This is a genomic window from Methylorubrum suomiense, assembly GCF_022179765.1.
Classification (GTDB): Bacteria; Pseudomonadota; Alphaproteobacteria; order Rhizobiales; family Beijerinckiaceae; genus Methylobacterium; species Methylobacterium suomiense.
In genome coordinates, this window is sequence record NZ_BPRE01000001.1 from 434,900 (window position 1) to 453,688 (window position 18,789).

The window sequence follows — 18,789 nt, forward strand, 5'->3', positions numbered from 1 at the left end:
CATGAGGCGCGATGCCCCATCGAACCCTCCCCCCGCCGGCCCTCGGGCTTGCCCGAGTTCTGCAAGCAGCTGCCCAAGTCGGGCAGGCCCGACTTGGGTGGGGGAGGGTGCCTGCGGAGCAGGCGGGAGAGGGGAGCGACGCTTCCGGAGATTTCGCGTCGGACGCAGCCAAGCGGAAACGTTGCTCTCCTCTCCCGACCTCGTGGAGGCCGCCCTCCCCCGCAGAGGGCGGAGGGAGACGCGTCGGGACGCTCGTCGCCCTTCTCGTGCTCGCCGCTCTGGCCCTCCCCGCCCTCACCCTGTGGCGCACCGCCGCCGCCCTCCCGCCCCTCGACCTGACCGCAGCCTCCCTCCGCTCCACCGTCATCCTCGACCGGAAGGGGCAGTTGCTGCGCCCCTTCGCCACCGCCGACGGGCGCTGGCGCCTGCCCGTCACCGCAGGCGAGGTCGATCCGCGCTTCCTCGCCATGCTCAAGGCCTACGAGGATCACCGCTTCGACAGCCATCCGGGGATCGACCCGGCGGCCACCCTCCGCGCCGCATGGCAGTTGCTCACCGCGCAGAGAATCGTGTCGGGCGGCTCGACGCTCTCCATGCAGGTCGCCCGCCTCGTCGAGCCGCGGGCGGAGCGCTCGCTTCGCGCCAAGCTCCGGCAGATGATCCGCGCGGTCGAGCTGGAGCGCCGCCTCGGCAAGGCGGGCGTGCTCGACCTCTACTTGGCCCTCGCCCCCTATGGCGGCCCGGTGGAAGGCCTGCGCGCGGCGAGCCTCGCCTATTTCGGCCGCGAGCCGGCCCGGTTGTCCTTCGCCGAAAGCGCCCTGCTGGTCGCCCTGCCGCAGGCGCCCGAGACCCGCCGGCCCGACCGCTTCGCCGCAACGGCGAGGCGCGCCCGCGACCGGGTGCTCGATATCGCCGCCGCGCGCGGCCTGCTCACACCGCAGGAAGCCCACGCCGCCAAGGCCGAGCCGGTGCCCACCGCGCGAAAGCGGTTTCCGATGCTCGCGGCCCACGCCGCCGAGCAGGCGGTCGCCGCCGATCCCGATGCGCGGGTGCAGCGCCTGACGCTCGATGCCCGTCTCCAGGCAAGCCTGGAGACACTGGCGGCCGAGCGCGCGACCGCTCTGGGTCCGGCCCTGTCGGCGGCGATCCTCGTCGTCGACAATCGCAGCGGCCATGTCCTCGCCCATGTCGGCAGCGCCGGCTATCTCGACGGCGCCCGCGCCGGTGCGGTCGATGCCACGGCCGCGGTGCGCTCGCCGGGTTCGGCGCTCAAGCCCTTCATCTACGCGCTCGCTTTCGAGAACGGCCTCGCCCATCCCGAAACCCTGCTCGACGACCGCCCGGCGCGCTTCGCCGCGAGCTACGCCCCCGAGAATTTCGACCTGGGCTATCGCGGGACCGTGACGGCCCGCGTCGCGCTCCAGCAATCGCTCAATCTCCCCGCGGTCGATCTGCTGGAGACCGTCGGTGCGGCCCGCTTCGTCGCGCGGCTGCGGGGAGCGGGCGCCTCGATCCTGCTGCCGCGCGACACCGCGCCCGGCCTGCCGGTGGCGCTGGGCGGGCTCGGCATCACGCTCACCGACCTCGCCCGGCTCTATGCCGGGCTGGCAAGGGGCGGCAGCGTGCCGAGCCTACGGCATCGCCTCGACGGGCCGCCGAGCCCCGCCGCGCCCGAACGCGCGGTCGCCGATCCGGTCTCCGCTTGGTACGTGGCCGACATCCTGCGCGGCGCCCCGCCCCCGGAGAATGCCCCTGCGGGGCGGCTCGCCTTCAAGACCGGCACCTCCTACGGCTACCGCGACGCCTGGGCCTTGGGGTTCGACGCCCGCGTCACCGTCGCGGTCTGGGTCGGACGGCCGGACGGCGCCTCGGTGCCGGGCCTCGTCGGGCGCAGCGCCGCCGCGCCGATGCTGTTCGACGCGTTCAGCCGGTTCGGCGGGGAGCCCGAGCCGCTGCCGCGCCCGCGCGAGGCTCTGGTGGCCGCGACCATCGCCCTGCCTCCACCGCTGCGCCACATCCGCCGCGATGCGCCCAAGACCCTCGCGGCGACGCTCGGCGTGCCGCTGAAGATCGCCTATCCGCCCGACGGCGCGCGGGTCGATCTCGGCCTCGGCGCAGGGGAAAAAGCCCGCCTCGCCCTCAAGGCGCTCGGCGGCCAGCCGCCACTGACCTGGATGGTGGACGGCCTCCCGGTCGCCGAGAGCCTGCGCCGGCAATCGGACTGGAGCCCGGAGGGCGCGGGCTTCGCGCGCATCTCGGTGATGGATGCGGCCGGGTCCAGCGACAGCGTGGTGGTGCGGCTGGAATAGCCGGGTCGCGTGCCTTAGCTACGCCCGCGAGGCCACGTCCTCCCCGCTTGCGAGCCAAGTTCGGGTCCAAGACCGGGACGGCCCGGCGACACGCGCCGGGAGGCCGCCTTGGCCTGGATCATCCTCATCGCCGCCGGCCTGTTCGAGGTCGTCTGGGCCTTCTCGATGAAGCAATCCGACGGCTTCTCGCGGCTCTGGCCCTCGCTCGTCACCGTCGGGGCGATGGCGGTGAGTCTCGCCGGGCTCGCCTGGGCGATGCGGACGCTTCCGCTCGGCACCGCCTACACGGTCTGGACCGGGGTCGGCGCAATCGGCGCCTTCGTGGTCGGCATCGCGGTGCTCGGAGAGGAGCTGAGCGCGATGCGGGTTCTGGCCGCCGCGCTGATCGTCGGCGGCCTCGTGCTGATGAAGCTGTCGAGCACGGCCTGAGCCGTGTCACTCCCCGGCGAGCCCGTCCGCTCGCACCCAGTCGAGGAGGCGGCGGTACTACGGCTCGCAGGCCATGCCGGGGTCGATCCGCCCATCATGCGTGCCGCCCGCCAGTGCCCCGCGGCCGGAGAACAGGGCCGCCCGGATGCCGAACAGCTCACCCTGGATCGTCGAACGGCCGCTCAGCAGGGTGCAGGGCAGGCCGTGACTCGAAACGGGGCGAGACCCGCCGCCGCAATGGCTGGCCCGCGGGGGCCCGCCGCCTACATCCGCCCCATGACTCAATCCGTCACTCGCATCATCTGCATCCGCCACGGCGAATCGACCTTCAACGCCCATCACGAGGCGACGGGGCGCGATCCCGGCCATATCGACGCCCGCCTCTCGGAGCGCGGCCACGCCCAGGTCGCCGCCGCCCGCGCGCGGCTGCGCGACGTGCCGTTCGAGCTCGTCGTCACCTCGCCGCTGACCCGCGCGCTCCAGACCACGGCGGGCCTCTTCGCGGACCACCCGGCGACCCCCAAGGTGCTGGTCGAGGTGTTGCACCGCGAATGCCAGGAGAGCAGTTGCGACATCGGTCGCGCGGCCTCGGTCCTCGCGCAAGAATTCCCGGATTTTCAGGTCGATCACCTGCCCGAGACGTGGTGGTACGCCGAAGGCGCGGCCGGGCCCGAAGGGTGGCATGTCGAGCCCCGCACTCTGTTCGACCAGCGCGTCCTGGGCTTCCAGGAATGGCTTCGGGCACGGCCGGAGCAGACCATCGCGGTCGTCGGCCATTGCACCTTCTTCTACCACCTGACCGGGCGCTGGCTCGCCAACTGCGAATCGATGGAGATCGACTTGGCCGAGCCGCCGCGCCCGCGCGCCTACGCCTGAGCGCGGGCCGCGTCGAGACGGTCCCGTGCCGAGGTCGGATCGATCGCCGGAGCCTGCCGGCCGATGCCGAGGGCCCCGTCGAGGATGCCCATGGCGCTGGCCCAGATGCCGTCGGCGAAGGGCGCTGCGCCCTCCGCCACTTCCGCCGCACAGCGCGGATCGGTGAAGGCCCGGATCGCCGCCGTCGCGGTGCGGGCGACCGCCGATGCGTGGGCTCCGACGATCCAGGCCCGGCGCCCCGCGGCGGCGTGGGACAGCGCTCCGCCCTGCACTTCGGCGGTCTTCGCCATTCCAAGCGCCGCCTCCGCATCGGCCGCGATCTCGCAGCGGGCGGCGAGCGCGGGCAAACCGGCCCGGTCGAGCAGCGGCGGCAGAATGCGACGCACGCTCTCCAGCGCGAGGAAGCGGGTGCGGGCCGCCTCGATCTCGGGGCGATCGGCCGAACCCGAGAGGCGCAGCACGAACACCATCAGCCCCTGCCGCTCGGCTTCGGGCATCGCGTCGTTGAGGCCGAGGGCGTAGGCCGCGAGGGGGCGGGAGAAGCAGGGCGGGCAATCCTCCGTGCCCCGGATCGTCCGGTAGGGCAGGCCCGCCGCGACGATCGCCGCCTCGTTGATGCAGGTGCCCCCGTCCGGCCCCGGAAAGGCGTGCGAGCCTTTCAGGAGCCGCCAGTTCAGGATGGGTGCGAAAGCATCGAGGGCATCGCCGGGTGTGGTCACGCGGGGGCTCTCCTCCGGATCGGGCGGTCAGCCTGCCACGCCGGGGCCGTCCTTGGCGAGAGGACGTTCAGCCGCCGGCGCCGGAGGCGATCCCGAGGACGAGGGCGAGGCCGAGCACCAGCACGAAGGCGGCAGCCATCAGTTCGAGGCCGCCGACCGCGAGCGCTCCGGCCCGGCCGCGCCCGCCCGCGAGGCGCAAAGCCAGCGCCTTGGCGAAGACCGCGAGGCTCGCGAGCGCGCCGGTGGTGAGCGCCGTGCCGAGCGCCATGGCCAGCGTCGCGGCGATTCCGGCCGCCAGCATGCCCTGGCTCGCACCGAACACGAGGATCAGCACCGCCCCGGCACAGGGGCGGCTTCCGGCGGCAACCACCACGGCGGCCCGCTCGCGCCAGCCGTCGAGCCGGTCCAGGGCGGCGGCGTCGGTCAGGTGGACGTGGCCGCAGCCGGGAGCGCAGGCGGCGGCAGGCGCATCCGTCGCCAGCGCGGCGAGCCGTCCGGCCTTGCGCCACGTGACCGCGGCGCCGAGCAGCGCCACCAGGGCGAAGCTGACGGTCTCGATCAGGATGCCGGCCCGGGTCATGCCGCTGGCCGTTGCCTTGAGGACGAGGGCGCCGATCCCGACGATGGCGATGGCGACGCAGGCTTGCAGGAGGGCGGCGGCGGCACTGAGGGCGAAGCCGCGGCGCAGGCTGCGCTCGCCCGCCACGATATAGCCGGCGATCACCGCCTTGCCGTGTCCGGGCCCGGCCGCGTGGAACACGCCGTAGGCGAAGCCCATCACGACGAGGGGCCACCAGCCGCCCCATCCGTCGCCACCCGCCTTCAAGGCCGTCACGGCCCCTTGCAGGTTGCGCGAGAAGTTCGACTGGACCGCGAGCAGCCATCCGCCGAGACCGGTCGCCGCCGGCGCGGCCTCGCGAAAGCCGATGCCGAAGGGTGAGCGCGGCGGCGACGCCGGCAGGGTCGGCCCGACGATCCAGGAGAGGATGGCCAGCAGACCGGCGACGGCGAGAACCGCCCCAGCGGCGAGGGCGAGACGGAGAGACAGCCGGCTTCCCATCCGCTCCTTGGGCGCCAGGGCCGCCGTCAGGGACATGCGACGATGGCCCGGTTGGCGAATTGCTCGCCGTAATTCGACGCGGAGGTGAGGGCTTCGAACATCGCCTCGGTCATCGATTTGCCAGCCTCGGCCACTGCGGGCTCGACGGTCTTGGGCCGCGTCACGGTGGTGGTGCAGCCGGCGGCGGCGCCCGGCAGGCGCACGGCATCCGCCCCCTCGGCGAGACTGAAGGAAACGAAATAGGTCGGGTCGTACACCTCCAGCGCCGCAACGCCCCGTCCTTGCGCGGTGGGCGCCTTCAGCGGCAGCAGGAAGCTCAGGGTCAGCCGATCGCCCTCCATGCTCATGCGGGCCTCGCGGGGATCGGCGAAAGCCTGCTCCCGCCCCGCGACCTTGAGCTTGGTGAAGTAGGCGAATTCGGTGAGATTCGTGGTGTTCTCGGTGGCAAGTCCCTGGAGTTCCTCCGGCGAGAGCTTGCCGTCGCCGTTGGTGTCGAGCCCCTGGGTCACGTAGGCCGAATAGGCCGCATCGAAGCTCCAGCTGTGCCGGATGCCGGCGACGCGCCCGCCCTCGTAGGCGACCTCGGCCTTGGCCGTGACCCAGACGTGAGGATGCGCCTGCGCGGCCTGGGATAGGGCGACGCCGGCCAGGGGCGCGAGGAGCAGGCGGCGAAGATGTGCGGCGATCGGCATGGCGCTCGGATCGGGTTTCGCTGCGTTGAGGATGGCGGTCGATGCCGAGTCCTGCCCGGTCGATCGGGCGAAAGCAGGGCGCGCCGCACGGGGACGACGAGGAAGCGCCGATGAATGCGGACGAGCGCGCCGAGTGGCTGCGCGACTGCCCGACACTGTTCCACATGGCGGAAGCCGGGGCATGGCCGACGATCCGCCGTCACGGCCTGCTCAGTCCGGTGGCCGCGCTCGACCTGTTCGCCATCGACGGCGCGGCGCGGGAGGCGGCTCTCCGGCGCCGCCCCGAGAGCATCGTGCTCGAGCGGGCCGATCTCGGGCGGATCGTGCTGCGCGACCAGAAGCCCTTGAACGACAAGGCATTGACCCGCTGCCTGCGCGACGGCCTCGTCCCGGCCGACTGGCACGCGCGGCTCAACGGGCGGGTGTTCTTCTGGCTGAGCCGCAAGCGCGTCTAGACGCTGCTGGCCGGACGCGCCTATCGGGACCACGCCCACGAGGTTCTAGAGATCGAGGCCGCGCCCTTCGTCGCCGCCTATGCGGACCGGATCGAGCTGTCCCCGATCAATTCGGGAGCGACCGGGCAGTTTCCGGCCCCGCGCGGCGCCGACACCTTCCTGCCGCTCGACGCCTATCCCTATGCCCAGTGGCGTAGGAAGCGTTCCCGCGGCGAGCGGGTGGTGGAGCTGACGGTGCCGGGCTCGGTCCCCGACATCGCCCGGTTCGTGCGGCGCGTCGTCGTCATGCGGGAGGGGTCGGAGGTGCGGACGCTCGACGAGCGCGCCGTCACGGCCGCTTGAGCAGCGCCTCGACCTCGGCGGCCTCGGCCTCCGACAGGCGCTCCGCCTTGGGGGCCTGGCGGCGCGACAGGCGCCAGATGCCGAAGGCACCGAGCCCCACCGCGAGCAGCGGACTCAGCCAAAGCAGCAGCGTGTGCCAGCCGAAGGTGGGCCGCAGCAGCACGAACTCGCCGTAGCGGGCGACCACGTAATCGACGACCTGATTGTTGGAATCGCCTTCCTTCAGGCGCTCGCGCACGATCAGGCGCAGGTCTTTGGCGAGCGGCGCGTCGGAATCGTCGATCGACTGATTCTGACAGACGAGGCAGCGCAGGCCCTCCGAGATCTGGCGGGCCCGCGCCTCCATGGCCGGGTCCTTCAACACCTCGTCCGGCTGCACCGCCAGGGCAGGTGCCGGGACGAGGAGCAGGACCAGGGCGAGTCGCGCGAGGAGACGGGTCATTCGGCCGGCACCGCGGACGGCGGCAGCTTCGCCCGCGCCTTGACGGGAGCGCCCACGCGCATGCGCCGGTCGGTGAGCGACAGGCCGCCGCCCGCCGCCATGATCAGCGCGCCGATCCAGATCAGGAGCACGAGAGGCTTGTGGTAGAGCCGCAGGCCGATCGACCCGTCGGGCATCACCTCGCCGAGGCTCGCGTAGATCTGACTGAACCCGATCGTGGTCAGCCCGGCTTCCGTCACCGTCATCCGCCGGGAGGGGTAGAAACGCTTGCCGGTCTCGACCGTGCCGACGAAATCGCCGGCTTTGGTGCGCAGGGTCAGGAAGGCCGCAGTCTCCTCGTAATTCTCACCCTTCTTCGGGCCGACCCGGTCGAGGGTGGCGACGTAGGAACCCGCCGTCACTTGCCCACCGGGGCGGATGGTGCCGAGGCCTTCCGTGGCCCAGCCCTGCGCGGCGATACCCAGCACCGCGACGCCGACGCCCGCATGCGCCAGGGCGGTGCCCCAGGCCGAGCGCGGCAGGCCGATCGCCCGGCGCCACGTCGTGCCGAGATCGCGGCTGCGGCTCTGGCTGGTGCCGCGGGCACGGACCCAGATCTCCAGGGCCGAGCCGATGATGAGATAGGCGCCGATGCCGAGTCCGATCGGTGCCATGACCGGCCCGCCCCAGGTCATCGCGGCGGCCGCGAGCCCGACGACGAGCGCCACCGCGAAGGCCGCGAGCAGGCGCTGGGCGGCCGCCGCCGCATCGCCACGCTTCCAGGCGAGTCCCTGGCCGAACGGGACGATGAACAGCAGCGGCAGCGCCAGGGGAATGAAGGTCCAGTTGAAGAAGGGCGGGCCGACCGAGATCTTGTCGCCCGTCAGCATCTCCAGCAGCAGCGGATAGAGCGTGCCGACGAACACCGTGGCGCAGGCGGCGACGAGGAAAAGGTTGTTCATCACCAGCGCGCCCTCGCGGGAGATCGGCGCGAACAGGCCGCCCTGGCGCAGCATCGGCGCCCGCCACGCGAACAGGCTGAGGGAGCCGCCGATGAACAGGGCGAGGATGCCGAGGATGAAGACGCCGCGGCTCGGATCCGAAGCGAAGCTGTGGACCGAGGTCAGGAGGCCGGAGCGGACGATGAAGGTGCCGACCAGCGAGAGCGAGAAGGTCAGGATGGCGAGCAGCACCGTCCAGACCTTGAGCGCGTCGCGCTTCTCCATGACGACGGTGGAGTGCAACAGCGCCGTGCCGGCGATCCAGGGCATCAGCGAGGCGTTCTCGACCGGGTCCCAGAACCACCAGCCGCCCCAGCCGAGCTCGTAATAGGCCCAGTACGACCCCATGGCGATGCCGAGCGTCAGGAAGCTCCAGGCGATCAGGGTCCAGGGCCGCACGGCGCGCGCCCAGACGGCGTCGATGCGCCCCTCGATCAGTGCGGCGACGGCGAAGGCGAAGGTGATCGAGAAGCCGACATAGCCGAGATAGAGCAGCGGCGGATGGATCGCGAGGCCGAGATCCTGCAGCAGCGGGTTGAGGTCGTTGCCCTCGAGCGGCGCCGGGGCGACGCGGCTGAACGGGTTCGAGGTCGTGATGATGAACAGCACGAACACGAAGGTGATCGAGGCCTGCACCATCAGGGTGTTGGTGCGCAGGACCGCCGGCACGGAATTCTTGGCGGTGGCGACCCAGGCCCCGAACAGGGCGAGGATGAGCACCCAGAGCAGCATCGAGCCCTCGTGGTTCCCCCACACGCCGGAGATCTTGTAGATCAGCGGCTTGGCCGTGTGAGAGTTCTCGACGACGTTCTGGACCGAGAAGTCCGAGGCGACATGCGCGTAGGTGAGCGCGCAGAACGAAAACAGGATGCAGGCGAAGGTGCCGAGCGCCGCCGGCACCGCGACCTCGCGCAACGCCGCATCGCCGGAGCGGGCGGCCCAGGCCGGCATCACCGCCTGGACGAGAGAGAGGGCCAGCGCGAGCGCCAGGGCGTAATGGCCGAGCTCGACGATCACGAATGGGTCTCCCGCGCGGACACGATCCGGTTGGTGGTCATGGGGCTACCGCTCGCTGCGCTGGCCGAGGGTCGCGTCGGCGGCCGGCTTCGCGGCATCTTTCGGGGTCTCTTTGGCTGCTTCCGCGGGCGGCTTGCCGCCGCCCTCCTGCCAGCGCCCCTGCGCCTTCAGAGCGTCGGCGACCTCGCGGGGCATGTAGTTCTCGTCGTGCTTGGCCAGCACGGTGTCGGCGCGGAACACGCCGCCCATATCGAGGGTGCCCTCGGCGACGATACCCTGGCCCTCGCGGAACAGGTCCGGCAATTGGCCGCGATACTGCACCGGCACGGTCGCGCCCGTATCGGTCACCGAGAACTCGACATTCTGGTCGGGGCCGCGCTTGAGCGAGCCCTCCGTCACGAGGCCGCCGAGGCGGAAGCGGGTTCCCGGTGCCACGCCCTGGGCGGCGACTTCCGTGGGCGAGCGGAAGAACACGATCGAGCCGGTCATCGCCGACAGGATCAGCCCCAGCGCCAGGGCCAGCACGGCCCCGCAGCAGGCGATGAGGATCAGGCGGCGGCTCTTGCGGGTCACAGGGTTCCGTCCCGGTTCGTCGGCGCGTTCCTGGCCTTCGGGCAGGGCTCGAAGGGCGGCCTGACATCTTTCTTAGAGTTGTTCGCTTGAACGGTTTCGGCCCGCGCGCCCCTCGGGTCAAGGTTGAGCGGGCGGGACCGATTGTCAGAGGTGCCCTTCAGGGCTTGGCCACGAGGTCCAGTTCCCGGCCGAGCGCGTCGAGCCGTTCCACCGCGACCGGATTGGCGGCGAGGGCCATCTTGGCCCGGTCGAGCGCCTGGATCGCGGCGGCCCGGTCGCCGATCACCCCGTAGGAGCGCACGAGGCGCATCCACTCGTCGGTGCTTCCGCCCTTGGCCGCCAATCGCCGGTCGAGCGTTGCGACCATGCCGCGGATCGCCGCCTCCCGTTCGGCCGGCGGCATCGTCCGGATGGCATTGGCGGCGGCATCGGAATCCATCCCCCCACCGCGCGGCGCCTCGCCCGGGGGCTTCGCGTCGGAGGATCTGGACTCCGACGGACCGGTCTCGGTCGGCTTGGCGTCGGAGGATGCCTCGGCCGATCCGGGCATGCCGCCGGGGCGGATTTCGGCGAGGCCGAGTTCACGGGCCTGCGCGTCCAAGCGAGCACGGGCCGCCTCGTCACCCTTCAGGGCCTCGCGGGCGCGGACCAGCGCGTCGAGCGCCTTGTCACGCTCGCCGAGCACCGCGTGGGAACGCACGAGGCGCAGCCACTCGTCGGCGGTTCCACCCTGCTTGGCCAAGCGCCGCTCCAGCCCCTCGACCATGCCGCGAATCGCGTCGATCCGCTCCGAGGGCGGAAGCGCCTGGATGCTGGCCGCCGGGCCCGCGACCGAGGAATTGCCGGCCGCCGCGCCGCCCCCGGGCTGCTCAGGCTTCGGGCCGCCCTCCGGCGTCGCCGGCGCTGCGGTCTCTCCCTTGAGGCGGGCCAGAGTGTCGCGCACCGTGGGAAGCCAGGGCGCGTCGGTGGGCGCCCCGTCGGCGAGCGCGCCGAGCCGACGGATCGCGCCGGCCACGTCGCCGGCCTGTTCGTCGCCGCGGGCGAGGTAGAACTGGGCCTTGGGGGCCTTCGGATCGGCGGCGGCGGCGCGGCTCAGCACCTTGCGGGCCTCCGGCGAAACCGCGCCGTCGGCGGCGACGACCAGGGCCTCGCCCCAGTCGGAGAGCGCGGAGGCGTCCTCGCCCTTAAGGCGAACAATGGCGGCATAGGCCCGGGCCGCGTCGTCGTAGCGCCCGAGGCGCATATAGACGGGGCCGAGCACGCTCCAGCCGCGGACGTCGTCCGGGTGGCTCGCGAGACGCGCCTCGATCTGGCCGATGGCGGTCATCAGATCCTGCGCCCCGGCGCGACTCGCGCTCCGGTCGGCATCGGTCTGCGAGGGAAGGTTCGGCGAGCCGTACAAGCCGTAGACCACGAGCGCCACGAGGGGGATCGTCGACAGGGCGAAGGCGGAGGCCGCGCGGCGCTGACGCAGATGCGGCTCCGCCAGCGGCGCCAGCGTCGATTTCGCCGCACTCTCCTCGCGGCTCGCGCGCAGGAGGCGGCGCGCGGCCTCGGTGCGGGCGGCTTCGGCCTCGGCCGGTGCGATCAGCCCGCGCGCGAGATCCCGCTCGATCTCGGCGAGTTGATCCTCGTAGAAGCCGGCCTCGGTCGAGAGCTCGGCCCCAGCCACCTCCTGGCGGCGGCGGCGCGACATCGGCCAGAGCAGCGCGAAGACGGCCGCGCCGGTCATGGCCGCCAGAATGAACCAGATCGCCGTCATTGGCCCCTGAATACTAGCTCGGCCCCGTGTAGTGCCGGAGCAGGGTCCGCACGACATCGCCCTCGGGCGACACGTCGTCACGCGAAGCGCAAGGCGCGAAGGTAGCGCCTTAGCATAGGTCCGGCCGGGCGTAACCTTGGCCGGTCAATCTCGATTCTCTTCTGTGACTCAACGCTGCCCCGCCCCGGCGGGCGCGTCGCCGGGCACCTCGATCACGGCCCGCAACCCGCCCAGGCCGGCGGCCTCCAGGCGGAACCGACCGCGATAGAGGGCGGCCAAGTCGGCGACGATGGACAGGCCGAGGCCGGAGCCCGGCTTGGTCTCGTCGAGGCGGCGTCCGCGCTTGAGCACAGCGGCGCGGTCCTCCTCGGGCAGGCCCGGCCCGTCATCCTCCACGGCGACGATGAGGTGGGGATAATCGTCGCCCCCGATCGGCGTCGCCGCGATCGAGACGCGGCCATGGGCCCATTTCGACGCGTTGTCGACGAGATTGCCGATCATCTCCTCGAAATCCTGCTTCTCTCCGCGGAAGCGCAGGCCCGGCGAGACGCGGACCTCGTAGGCGATGTCCTTGTCGCGATAGATCTTGCCGAAGGTGCGCACGAGGCCGGCGAGCGCCGGCTCGACCTCGGTGGAGGTGCCCAGCGTCCCGGCCAGGGCGGCGGCGCGCGCCCGGTCGAGATGGTAGTTCACCTGATCGCGCATCACCGCGGCCTGCTCGCGGATCTTCTCCGACAGCTCCGGCGGCGCATCGCTGCTGCCGACCTCGTTGACGATGATCGAGAGCGGCGTCTTGAGAGCGTGGGCGAGGTTGCCGACCTGGGTGCGGGCGCGCTCCAGGATCTCGCGATTGGTCTCGATCAGGAGATTGATCTCGCCGGCCAGCGGAGCGATGTCGCGCGGGTACTCGCCGTCGATCCGGTCGGCCTCGCCACGGCGGATGGTGCCGAGCGCCGTGCGCAGCTTGCGCAGGGGTGCGAGGCCGAAGCGGATCTGCAGGAGCGCGGTCGCCGCCAGCGAGAAGCCGAGCAGCCCGAAGGTCATGAACAGCGAGAAGCGGAAGCGCTCGACGTCGTTCACGATTTCGTCGGCGGGGCCTGCGACCCGCACCGTGTAGCGCCCCTCCGTACCGACATCGACGTCGCGCTCGACGATGCGCAGCGTCCGGTCGTCCTGGCCCCGTCCATAACCCTGGCGAATCTGGCCGATCGTCGCGGTGCCGGCCTGATCCGGACCTTTCAGCGGGACGCCGACGAGCGAGCGCGAGGTGCGCAGGTCCCGCGGCTTCGCGTCGGGCCGCCCGACCTGCCAGTACCAGCCCGACAGGGGCAGGTCGAAGCGCGGATCGCCCAGCGAGAAGGAGCGCGTCTCGGGATCGCTCGGGGAGACGAGGTCGGTGGCGAGATTGTTGGCGAAGACGAGCAACCGGCTGTCGAAGGCCCGCTCAGTGTTCTCACGGTAGAGCGTCGTGAGGATGAAGGCCGCGATGACGAGGATCGCGGTGCTCGACAGAAACGAGGAGACCGCGAGCCGGACCGCGATGGAGCGGCGGCGCAGGGGAAGCCAGGCGAGGCGGTCGGTCATTGCGGCTTCTACTGTTTGTCCTTCGTCCTGCCCGAGCCGCGTCGGTACAGGAAGGCCCCAACGACGGAAACGATGGTCCCGCCACCGATCGTTCCGGCGACCCAGGGTTCACCCATCCAGAGTGCGAACGCGGAGACCGCCAGGGCCGAAAGAGCGAACACGGTCGCGCTGATCTGTCCGATCAGATCGCGCCGGATGGAGGCTTCGAGCGCTGCCTTCTCATAGGAGCGTCGATGCTCCGACTCACCTTCCCACTGCCGGAAAATGCGTTCGGGCGCATCCGGCACGAGCTTTCGAAAATCGTCGAGGACGGCCGGCGGCGGCAGGGGGCCACGCCAGGATACCCCGCGTTCGACAACGACTGTCCGGTCACGCTGCGTCTCGGAACTTCCCTGATCGGTCGGTCCCGCTTGCCGGGCCGGTGCGCTACTCCGCCTCGGCTTGCGCACGGATATGCTCACGCTCGATCACGACCCGCATGTCATTCCCGATCCTGAGGCCATCGCTCAACAGGGCATCGGCCTCGTCGCGATGTGGATAGCGTGCCGGGTCCGAGGCCGGCCACACGGAAACCAGCGCGCTCAGACCAGCGAAGAAGCTGCCGAGGCGGGTCCGCTCAGGAAATTTCTGGGTCGTCGCACGCATCGGGACAGGAAGGACCCGTTCGGAGAAGTGGGGCGCTCCAGCCGTGGACTGCGCCCTCGGCTCGCACGCCTTGACCTTAGGACATGGTCCGCGCGGTTGCCACGAAATTGAGCGAGGGCTTCGCCCCCTCACCCCTTCCCGCCCGGCTGGTTCGGATCAACGAGATAACCCAAGCCCCGCACCGTCTGGATCAGATCCACCGCCAGCTTCTTGCGCAGGCGCCCGACGAAGACCTCGATGGTGTTGGAATCGCGGTCGAAATCCTGATCGTAGAGGTGTTCGGTGAGTTCCGCGCGGGAGACGACGCGGCCGGTATGGTGCATGAGGTAGGAGAGCAGACGATATTCGTGGCTCGTCAGCTTCACCGGATTGCCGTCGACGAAGACGCGGCCGGAGCGGGTGTCGAGGGTGACGGGACCGCAGGATATCTGACTGCTGGCATGACCGGCCGCGCGCCGAAGAATCGCGCGCACGCGGGCCATCAGCTCCTCCATGTGGAAGGGCTTGGTGACGTAGTCGTCGGCGCCGGCATCGAAGCCGTCGACCTTGTCGGACCAGCGGTCCCGGGCGGTCAGGATGATGACGGGCGTCTTCACCCCGGCCCGGCGCCAATTCTGCAGCACGGTGACGCCGTCGGCCTTGGGAAGGCCCATGTCGAGGATGATGGCGTCGTAGGGCTCGTTCTCGCCGAGATACCCCCCTTCCTCGCCGTCGAAGGCCTTGTCGGCGACGTAGCCGGCCTCCTCCAGCGCAGTCACCACCTGGCGGTTGATGTCACGGTCGTCCTCGACCACGAGCAGACGCACGGTCGGTCACTCCTCGATCCTCAAAACGTCGTCGGGAATACCTTATCCGGAGCGACGTTTCTCAATCCTTGTGCACCCCCGACGCACCGGCGATTTCTTGAAGGCCGGCGGCTGGGGATGGCCTACCACTGCCCGCTGACCTGCCCCGACTGGCCGTCGACCATGACCTGGACGAATTGCCCGTCCCGACGCAAGGCGGTGAGCAGGTAAACGAGTCCGGCATCGTGCCGGCACAGCCGGGCGCGCTGAATCTCGGCCCGGGGAATCGCCTGACGCGCGGCGCGGATCGCCGCGATCGGCGGGACCACGCGCTTGTCGGCCACCGCCTCGCGCAGATCGGCGGGCGACAGACAGTCGTCTCCGCGATTCATCGGCTCGCGGATCTGCGGCGCCGGCGCAAGGGCGCCGGTCTCCTCGGCAAGAGGACCGACCGCATCCGTCGCGAAAACCGCGACGGTCGAGACGACGATCAACAGGGCGAAAGCTTGGCGCATTGAAAACGACATTCGCGCCGGAGCACTGAATGCGTCCTGAATGTTCGGGACGCGACACCGACCGGGAAGATGAAATGTGGATTTGCGGTCGGTTGCCATGGTCTCGGGCGAGCTTCGGTGCGGGTTAAGTTCAGATGGCCGTGACGGTTCCCCACGGCGCCCTGCGCCGCCCGACCGCCCGGTATGCGGTACGGAGTCACCATCGCGCGTGATTCGCGGCGTCGGACCGGCAGCCGCCAGGTCTCGGGCATAATCGTGTGCGGCCCCGTGCAGCGCGCGGATCGAATCCTCGAAGTCCCGAAGCGCGATCCGGAAGCGGGCCGTCGCGGCCCGGATCCGGCGCCGCGCAAGGCACCGCCGTCCGTGAGCACCCGGATCGAACCGGTTGGCGAAGGCGGCTCGTCCCATGTCCCCCCCCGAATGGATCGTCCGATCAGGACCGCGGGCGATGCGGGAGATCGTTTAATCGCCGGAGGATCTCTTCGAGCTTGTCGCGGGTGCGGAGATCGCTGCGCTCGACGTCTCGGGCGATCTCGGCGGAGAGCCGGGTCAGATCCTCCAGCGTTCGCGTCCGGCTCTCGAGAGCCGCAGCCACCGCGATGTTGGTCTGCGAGGCCCGCTCCAGGGCCGCCGCCGTGGCGCCGGTCTCCTCGATCCGCGCCTCCAGACTGCGCAGGCTGTCGCGGTAGAGATGCAGGCAGGCGATGCCGAGCAGCACCGCGACGATCCAGCCGGCGCCGCCATCGGCGAACAGCAGACGGGCGGCCTCGATGGCGATCTTGTCCACGGCGGCGCTCCGGAGCGGCTTGCGAGGCGGGCCCGCTTCGGGCCGCCTTGGGAGTCGGGCCGCCTTGGGATCAGGTGCGCGGCCGGCGCGGGGCGGAACCGGGGACGCGGTCAAGGGCGGCGTGCAGGGTGTTGGCGGCGGTCGCGTCCGCCTCCAGCGGCAGGGCGCGGAACACCTTGGCGGCGATCCCCGGCCCGTCGCCCGCGGCCCGGACCAGCCAGGCCGGTGCCTCGTCCAGCGCCCGCTGCACCGCGCGGGCGATCACTGCCGAGCCGAGGGTGACGGTCAGGGTTCGCCCGCGAACCGTGCCGGCAACGGCGTTGAGGGCGTAGTCGGTGGCGTTGCGCACCAGCCGCTCCACCAGGGCATCGGTGACGAGGAGGCGCAAGGGCCCGGCGATGCGGGCGATCAAGGCCGCCACGACGGCCGCGAGCACCGGCCCGGTCAGCCCGGCGAGGGCGTGGGCGAGGGCAACCAGGCCATCGCCCCAGGGCAGCACGACGACGGCGTCGGCGGCATGGGCGGGGGTGCAGGCCCGGGGCGCGGCGATCACGACGGCGGCCGCGAGCAGCAGCCCGCGCAGACCGGATGCGGAGCGCCGGGTGGCCGGTTCAGGCAGAGCCATGACAGATATCCTTTCTCGGGAGCGGACAGGTTTCAGCGGCGGCTGCCGAGCCACGCCCGCAGGCGCGCGACCCAGCCGGGCGATGGCGTCTCTGCGGGCTCGGTCTGGATGGAGGCGGCGAGCGGCGGATCGCTGCGGCGGGGGCGCGGCAGGGCGGTCTCGTAGGGCGTGCGGAACTGGTCGACTTCGGCCTGCCGGCGCGGGATCAGCACGGCGGGTCGGTTCCACAGCAGCATGGCCTCCGCCGCGCCCGCCCGGTCGCCGGCGCGCAGACGGCGCAGGACGGTGGAGCGCAGGAAGGCCGCCGGGCCGATGTTGAAGCTGAGCGAGACCAGCGCGTCGAAGGCGTGCTGTGGCAGCGGTTCCGGGAGGGCCTGGGCGACGGTGCGGACGAAGCGGGCGATGTCCCGGGCGAAGATCGCGTCGCATTCCGCAGCGGTGATCCGCAGGCCCGCCCGCGGCAGGGGGGGACCGGCGGCAGCGGTATGGCCGACGCCGATAGTCCAGATCCCGACGCTGTCGCGGTAGGCCTCGAGCCGACGCCCTTCGCGAGCGACCAGCACGGCGCGGCCGATGGGGCTGAGATCCATGGTGCGTTCTCTCGACAGAAGTTGGGGGGCGATGGGGAGGCAGCGGCCGTCGCCTCACCCGCGGGCGAGGATCCAGACTTCACCGCGCCCGCCGGGGCCGCCGGCTCCGGTGGCGGCGCCGTTGACGGCGGCGCCCGCCCCGCCCCCGCCGCCACCGGGAAGGCCGCCCGCGCCGCCCCGGCCGCCGCCGCTCGAACCGTCCGCGGCCCCGGCTCCACCGCCGCCCCCGCCGCCGCCCGCGCCGCGCGGCCATCTCTTGGCCTGGCCCGCCGCACCCGCAGCACCGACCGCGCCGAGGCTGCCACCGGCGGATTCGCGACCGTTTCCGACGGCGTAGCCGGCTCCCGCGTTCCGTCCGGGGGCGGCGACATTGCCCCCGGTGAGGCCCCCACCCGCGCCGCCGCCGCCCGCGCCGCGCAGTCCAGCGGTGCCGCTGGCGCCGGTGACGCCATTGCTGCCGGCCGCACCGCCCGCGCCGACGGATTCGAGGGAGGCACCCCCGCCCGCTGCTCCGCCGCTGCCGGGTACGGAATTCGTCCCGCCGCCGCCCGCGCTGCCGCCGAAGGCGCGCACGAGATCGTAGCCCGAGCCGTCGTGGACGCTCGTCGCGCCGCCCGCCGCGCCGGAGGCGCCGTTCGTGTCGTCGGTGGTGACGGCCGGCGCCCCGGCGCCGCCCGCGCCGATCGTCACCGTCAGCGTCGCGCCGATCTCGGAGGCCGCGAAGGTTTCGCTGTTGAGAGCACCGGCCCCGCCCCCTCCCCCGCCGTTGCGGACCGTGCCCGCCGCGCCGCGCCGGGCACCCCCGCCGCCCCCGCCGCCGCCCATGGCGGTGACCGTGACGGTGCGGGCCCAATCCGGCTTCGTCCAAGCGCCCGACGCGGTGAAGACGGTCAGCTCCTCCCGCAGGATTCCCTTGTCGAAGAGGGCCGCACCGGTCGTGCGCTCGACCGTGAACACGGTGGTCCAAGTGCCGCCGTCCGGGCTCACGCGCAGGCTGAGATCGTCGTTGCCGACGAGTCCGATCTCGGCGCGGCCGGAAAAGCCCGTTTGCAGCAGGAGCGAGAGCACGTGCCCCGGCGCCTGCTTGTTGAGGGTATAACGGAGATCGCCGTCCCCGCCCTCGCCCGTGGTAAGCGCCGTCCAGAGCGCCTTGTTGAGCTTGGCGGCGAATGGGTTCTGCGCATCGGCGGCCGTGCCGAGGCCGAGACGCGTCAGATTCTGAAGCGCGGTCAGGGCGGGCCGGAGCGGGGACCACGCACCGTTCGTGAACGCGTAGATCTCAGCCTCGTCGGCAACGAAAACGAGCCAGCCCGAACGCGGCACGAGGGAGAACCACGCCCCGTCCTGATAGCGGGCGATGCGCCCCGCCCAACCGGCCCAGGCGCCCGACGGATCGGCGGCGACGAGGTAGCGGTCGCCCTCCTCCGGATGTCCGGGCGGGACGGCCAGATCCCGGTCGATCACCGCGAGCTGTACCAGCGCGTCGAGAAGCGCGAGGGCCTCGTTGTGGGTGACATGCTTCTGGGCCTGCCCCGCCGCGATCAGCGGCAGGGCCAGGCTGGGGGTGTTCTCCACCATGCTCGACTCCGTGAGGGACCCGCG

General features: G+C 71.8%; 20 protein-coding genes and 1 pseudogene. 4 read left to right on the forward strand and 17 right to left on the reverse strand.

The window, feature by feature from the left end; genetic code table 11:
* Positions 1 to 266: 266 nt before the first annotated feature.
* Both pbpC and sugE read left to right on the forward strand, forming a co-directional pair.
* Positions 267 to 2,309, forward strand: a complete 2,043-nt coding sequence (pbpC, locus tag MFF26_RS02065; protein ID WP_238307417.1) for a penicillin-binding protein 1C — start codon at positions 267 to 269, stop codon at positions 2,307 to 2,309.
* Between the two features lie 108 nt (positions 2,310 to 2,417).
* Entirely contained in the window at positions 2,418 to 2,738 is a 321-nt protein-coding gene (gene sugE / locus MFF26_RS02070) for a quaternary ammonium compound efflux SMR transporter SugE (protein ID WP_137831583.1), read from the forward strand.
* A gap of 57 nt (positions 2,739 to 2,795) precedes the next feature.
* Here sugE and MFF26_RS02075 read toward each other — a convergent pair whose 3' ends face one another.
* The gene (locus tag MFF26_RS02075; protein ID WP_137831582.1) at positions 2,796 to 3,023 is read right to left on the reverse strand and encodes a hypothetical protein; all 228 of its coding nucleotides are present in this window, start codon (positions 3,021 to 3,023) and stop codon (positions 2,796 to 2,798) included.
* On the opposite strand from MFF26_RS02075, the gene MFF26_RS02080 reads away from it, so the two are divergent.
* Positions 3,015 to 3,614, forward strand: coding sequence for a histidine phosphatase family protein (locus tag MFF26_RS02080; RefSeq protein ID WP_137831581.1), 600 nt, complete (start codon positions 3,015 to 3,017; stop codon positions 3,612 to 3,614). The two genes, MFF26_RS02075 and MFF26_RS02080, sit on opposite strands and share 9 nt — an antisense overlap.
* Here the strand turns inward: MFF26_RS02080 and MFF26_RS02085 are convergent.
* The 3 genes from MFF26_RS02085 to MFF26_RS02095 all read right to left on the reverse strand — a co-directional run bounded on the left by MFF26_RS02085 (position 3,605) and on the right by MFF26_RS02095 (position 6,085).
* Positions 3,605 to 4,333, reverse strand: a complete 729-nt coding sequence (locus tag MFF26_RS02085) for a hypothetical protein (protein WP_137831580.1) — start codon at positions 4,331 to 4,333, stop codon at positions 3,605 to 3,607. The two genes, MFF26_RS02080 and MFF26_RS02085, sit on opposite strands and share 10 nt — an antisense overlap.
* Positions 4,334 to 4,400: 67 nt before the next feature.
* Positions 4,401 to 5,429, reverse strand: a complete 1,029-nt coding sequence (locus tag MFF26_RS02090) for a nickel/cobalt transporter (RefSeq protein ID WP_238307418.1) — start codon at positions 5,427 to 5,429, stop codon at positions 4,401 to 4,403.
* Positions 5,420 to 6,085, reverse strand: coding sequence for a DUF1007 family protein (locus MFF26_RS02095; RefSeq protein WP_137831578.1), 666 nt, complete (start codon positions 6,083 to 6,085; stop codon positions 5,420 to 5,422). The genes MFF26_RS02090 and MFF26_RS02095 overlap by 10 nt, the downstream gene beginning before the upstream one ends.
* A 110-nt stretch (positions 6,086 to 6,195) precedes the next feature.
* Between MFF26_RS02095 and MFF26_RS26595 the strand changes: the two are divergent.
* Positions 6,196 to 6,882, forward strand: a pseudogene (locus MFF26_RS26595) (DUF7002 family protein).
* Here MFF26_RS26595 and MFF26_RS02105 read toward each other — a convergent pair.
* The 13 genes from MFF26_RS02105 to MFF26_RS26420 form a co-directional block, all read right to left on the reverse strand.
* Positions 6,869 to 7,324, reverse strand: a complete 456-nt coding sequence (locus MFF26_RS02105) for a cytochrome c-type biogenesis protein (protein ID WP_137831576.1) — start codon at positions 7,322 to 7,324, stop codon at positions 6,869 to 6,871. The pseudogene MFF26_RS26595 and the gene MFF26_RS02105 sit on opposite strands and share 14 nt — an antisense overlap.
* Positions 7,321 to 9,321 (reverse strand): heme lyase CcmF/NrfE family subunit, encoded by a 2,001-nt coding sequence (locus tag MFF26_RS02110; RefSeq protein ID WP_137831575.1) that lies wholly within the window; start codon positions 9,319 to 9,321, stop codon positions 7,321 to 7,323. The genes MFF26_RS02105 and MFF26_RS02110 overlap by 4 nt, the downstream gene beginning before the upstream one ends.
* A gap of 45 nt (positions 9,322 to 9,366) precedes the next feature.
* Positions 9,367 to 9,894, reverse strand: a complete 528-nt coding sequence (ccmE, locus tag MFF26_RS02115; protein WP_137831574.1) for a cytochrome c maturation protein CcmE — start codon at positions 9,892 to 9,894, stop codon at positions 9,367 to 9,369.
* Positions 9,895 to 10,051: 157 nt separating this feature from the next.
* Positions 10,052 to 11,656 carry a c-type cytochrome biogenesis protein CcmI gene (gene ccmI, locus MFF26_RS02120; RefSeq protein WP_137831573.1) on the reverse strand — a complete coding sequence of 535 codons (1,605 nt, stop codon included), beginning with the start codon at positions 11,654 to 11,656 and terminating at the stop codon, positions 10,052 to 10,054.
* A 168-nt stretch (positions 11,657 to 11,824) separates the two neighbouring features.
* Positions 11,825 to 13,240 (reverse strand): ATP-binding protein, encoded by a 1,416-nt coding sequence (locus MFF26_RS02125; protein WP_137831572.1) that lies wholly within the window; start codon positions 13,238 to 13,240, stop codon positions 11,825 to 11,827.
* An 8-nt stretch (positions 13,241 to 13,248) separates the two neighbouring features.
* Positions 13,249 to 13,701: a DUF2335 domain-containing protein gene (locus tag MFF26_RS26415; RefSeq protein WP_137831571.1), complete on the reverse strand. Its 453-nt coding sequence runs from the start codon at positions 13,699 to 13,701 to the stop codon at positions 13,249 to 13,251.
* The gene (locus MFF26_RS02135) at positions 13,667 to 13,885 is read right to left on the reverse strand and encodes a hypothetical protein (RefSeq protein WP_137831570.1); all 219 of its coding nucleotides are present in this window, start codon (positions 13,883 to 13,885) and stop codon (positions 13,667 to 13,669) included. Before MFF26_RS02135 ends, MFF26_RS26415 begins: the two co-directional genes overlap by 35 nt.
* A gap of 128 nt (positions 13,886 to 14,013) precedes the next feature.
* Positions 14,014 to 14,691, reverse strand: a complete 678-nt coding sequence (locus tag MFF26_RS02140; RefSeq protein ID WP_137831569.1) for a response regulator transcription factor — start codon at positions 14,689 to 14,691, stop codon at positions 14,014 to 14,016.
* Between the two features lie 122 nt (positions 14,692 to 14,813).
* Positions 14,814 to 15,185 (reverse strand): PepSY domain-containing protein, encoded by a 372-nt coding sequence (locus MFF26_RS02145; RefSeq protein WP_137831568.1) that lies wholly within the window; start codon positions 15,183 to 15,185, stop codon positions 14,814 to 14,816.
* Positions 15,186 to 15,618: 433 nt separating this feature from the next.
* Positions 15,619 to 15,972, reverse strand: coding sequence for a hypothetical protein (locus MFF26_RS02150; protein ID WP_137831567.1), 354 nt, complete (start codon positions 15,970 to 15,972; stop codon positions 15,619 to 15,621).
* A 70-nt stretch (positions 15,973 to 16,042) separates the two neighbouring features.
* Positions 16,043 to 16,597: a hypothetical protein gene (locus MFF26_RS02155; protein ID WP_238307420.1), complete on the reverse strand. Its 555-nt coding sequence runs from the start codon at positions 16,595 to 16,597 to the stop codon at positions 16,043 to 16,045.
* Positions 16,598 to 16,629: 32 nt separating this feature from the next.
* Positions 16,630 to 17,187, reverse strand: a complete 558-nt coding sequence (locus MFF26_RS02160) for a lysozyme (RefSeq protein WP_238307421.1) — start codon at positions 17,185 to 17,187, stop codon at positions 16,630 to 16,632.
* A gap of 54 nt (positions 17,188 to 17,241) precedes the next feature.
* Positions 17,242 to 18,765: a DUF2793 domain-containing protein gene (locus MFF26_RS26420; protein ID WP_283207387.1), complete on the reverse strand. Its 1,524-nt coding sequence runs from the start codon at positions 18,763 to 18,765 to the stop codon at positions 17,242 to 17,244.
* Between the last annotated feature and the right edge of the window lie 24 nt (positions 18,766 to 18,789).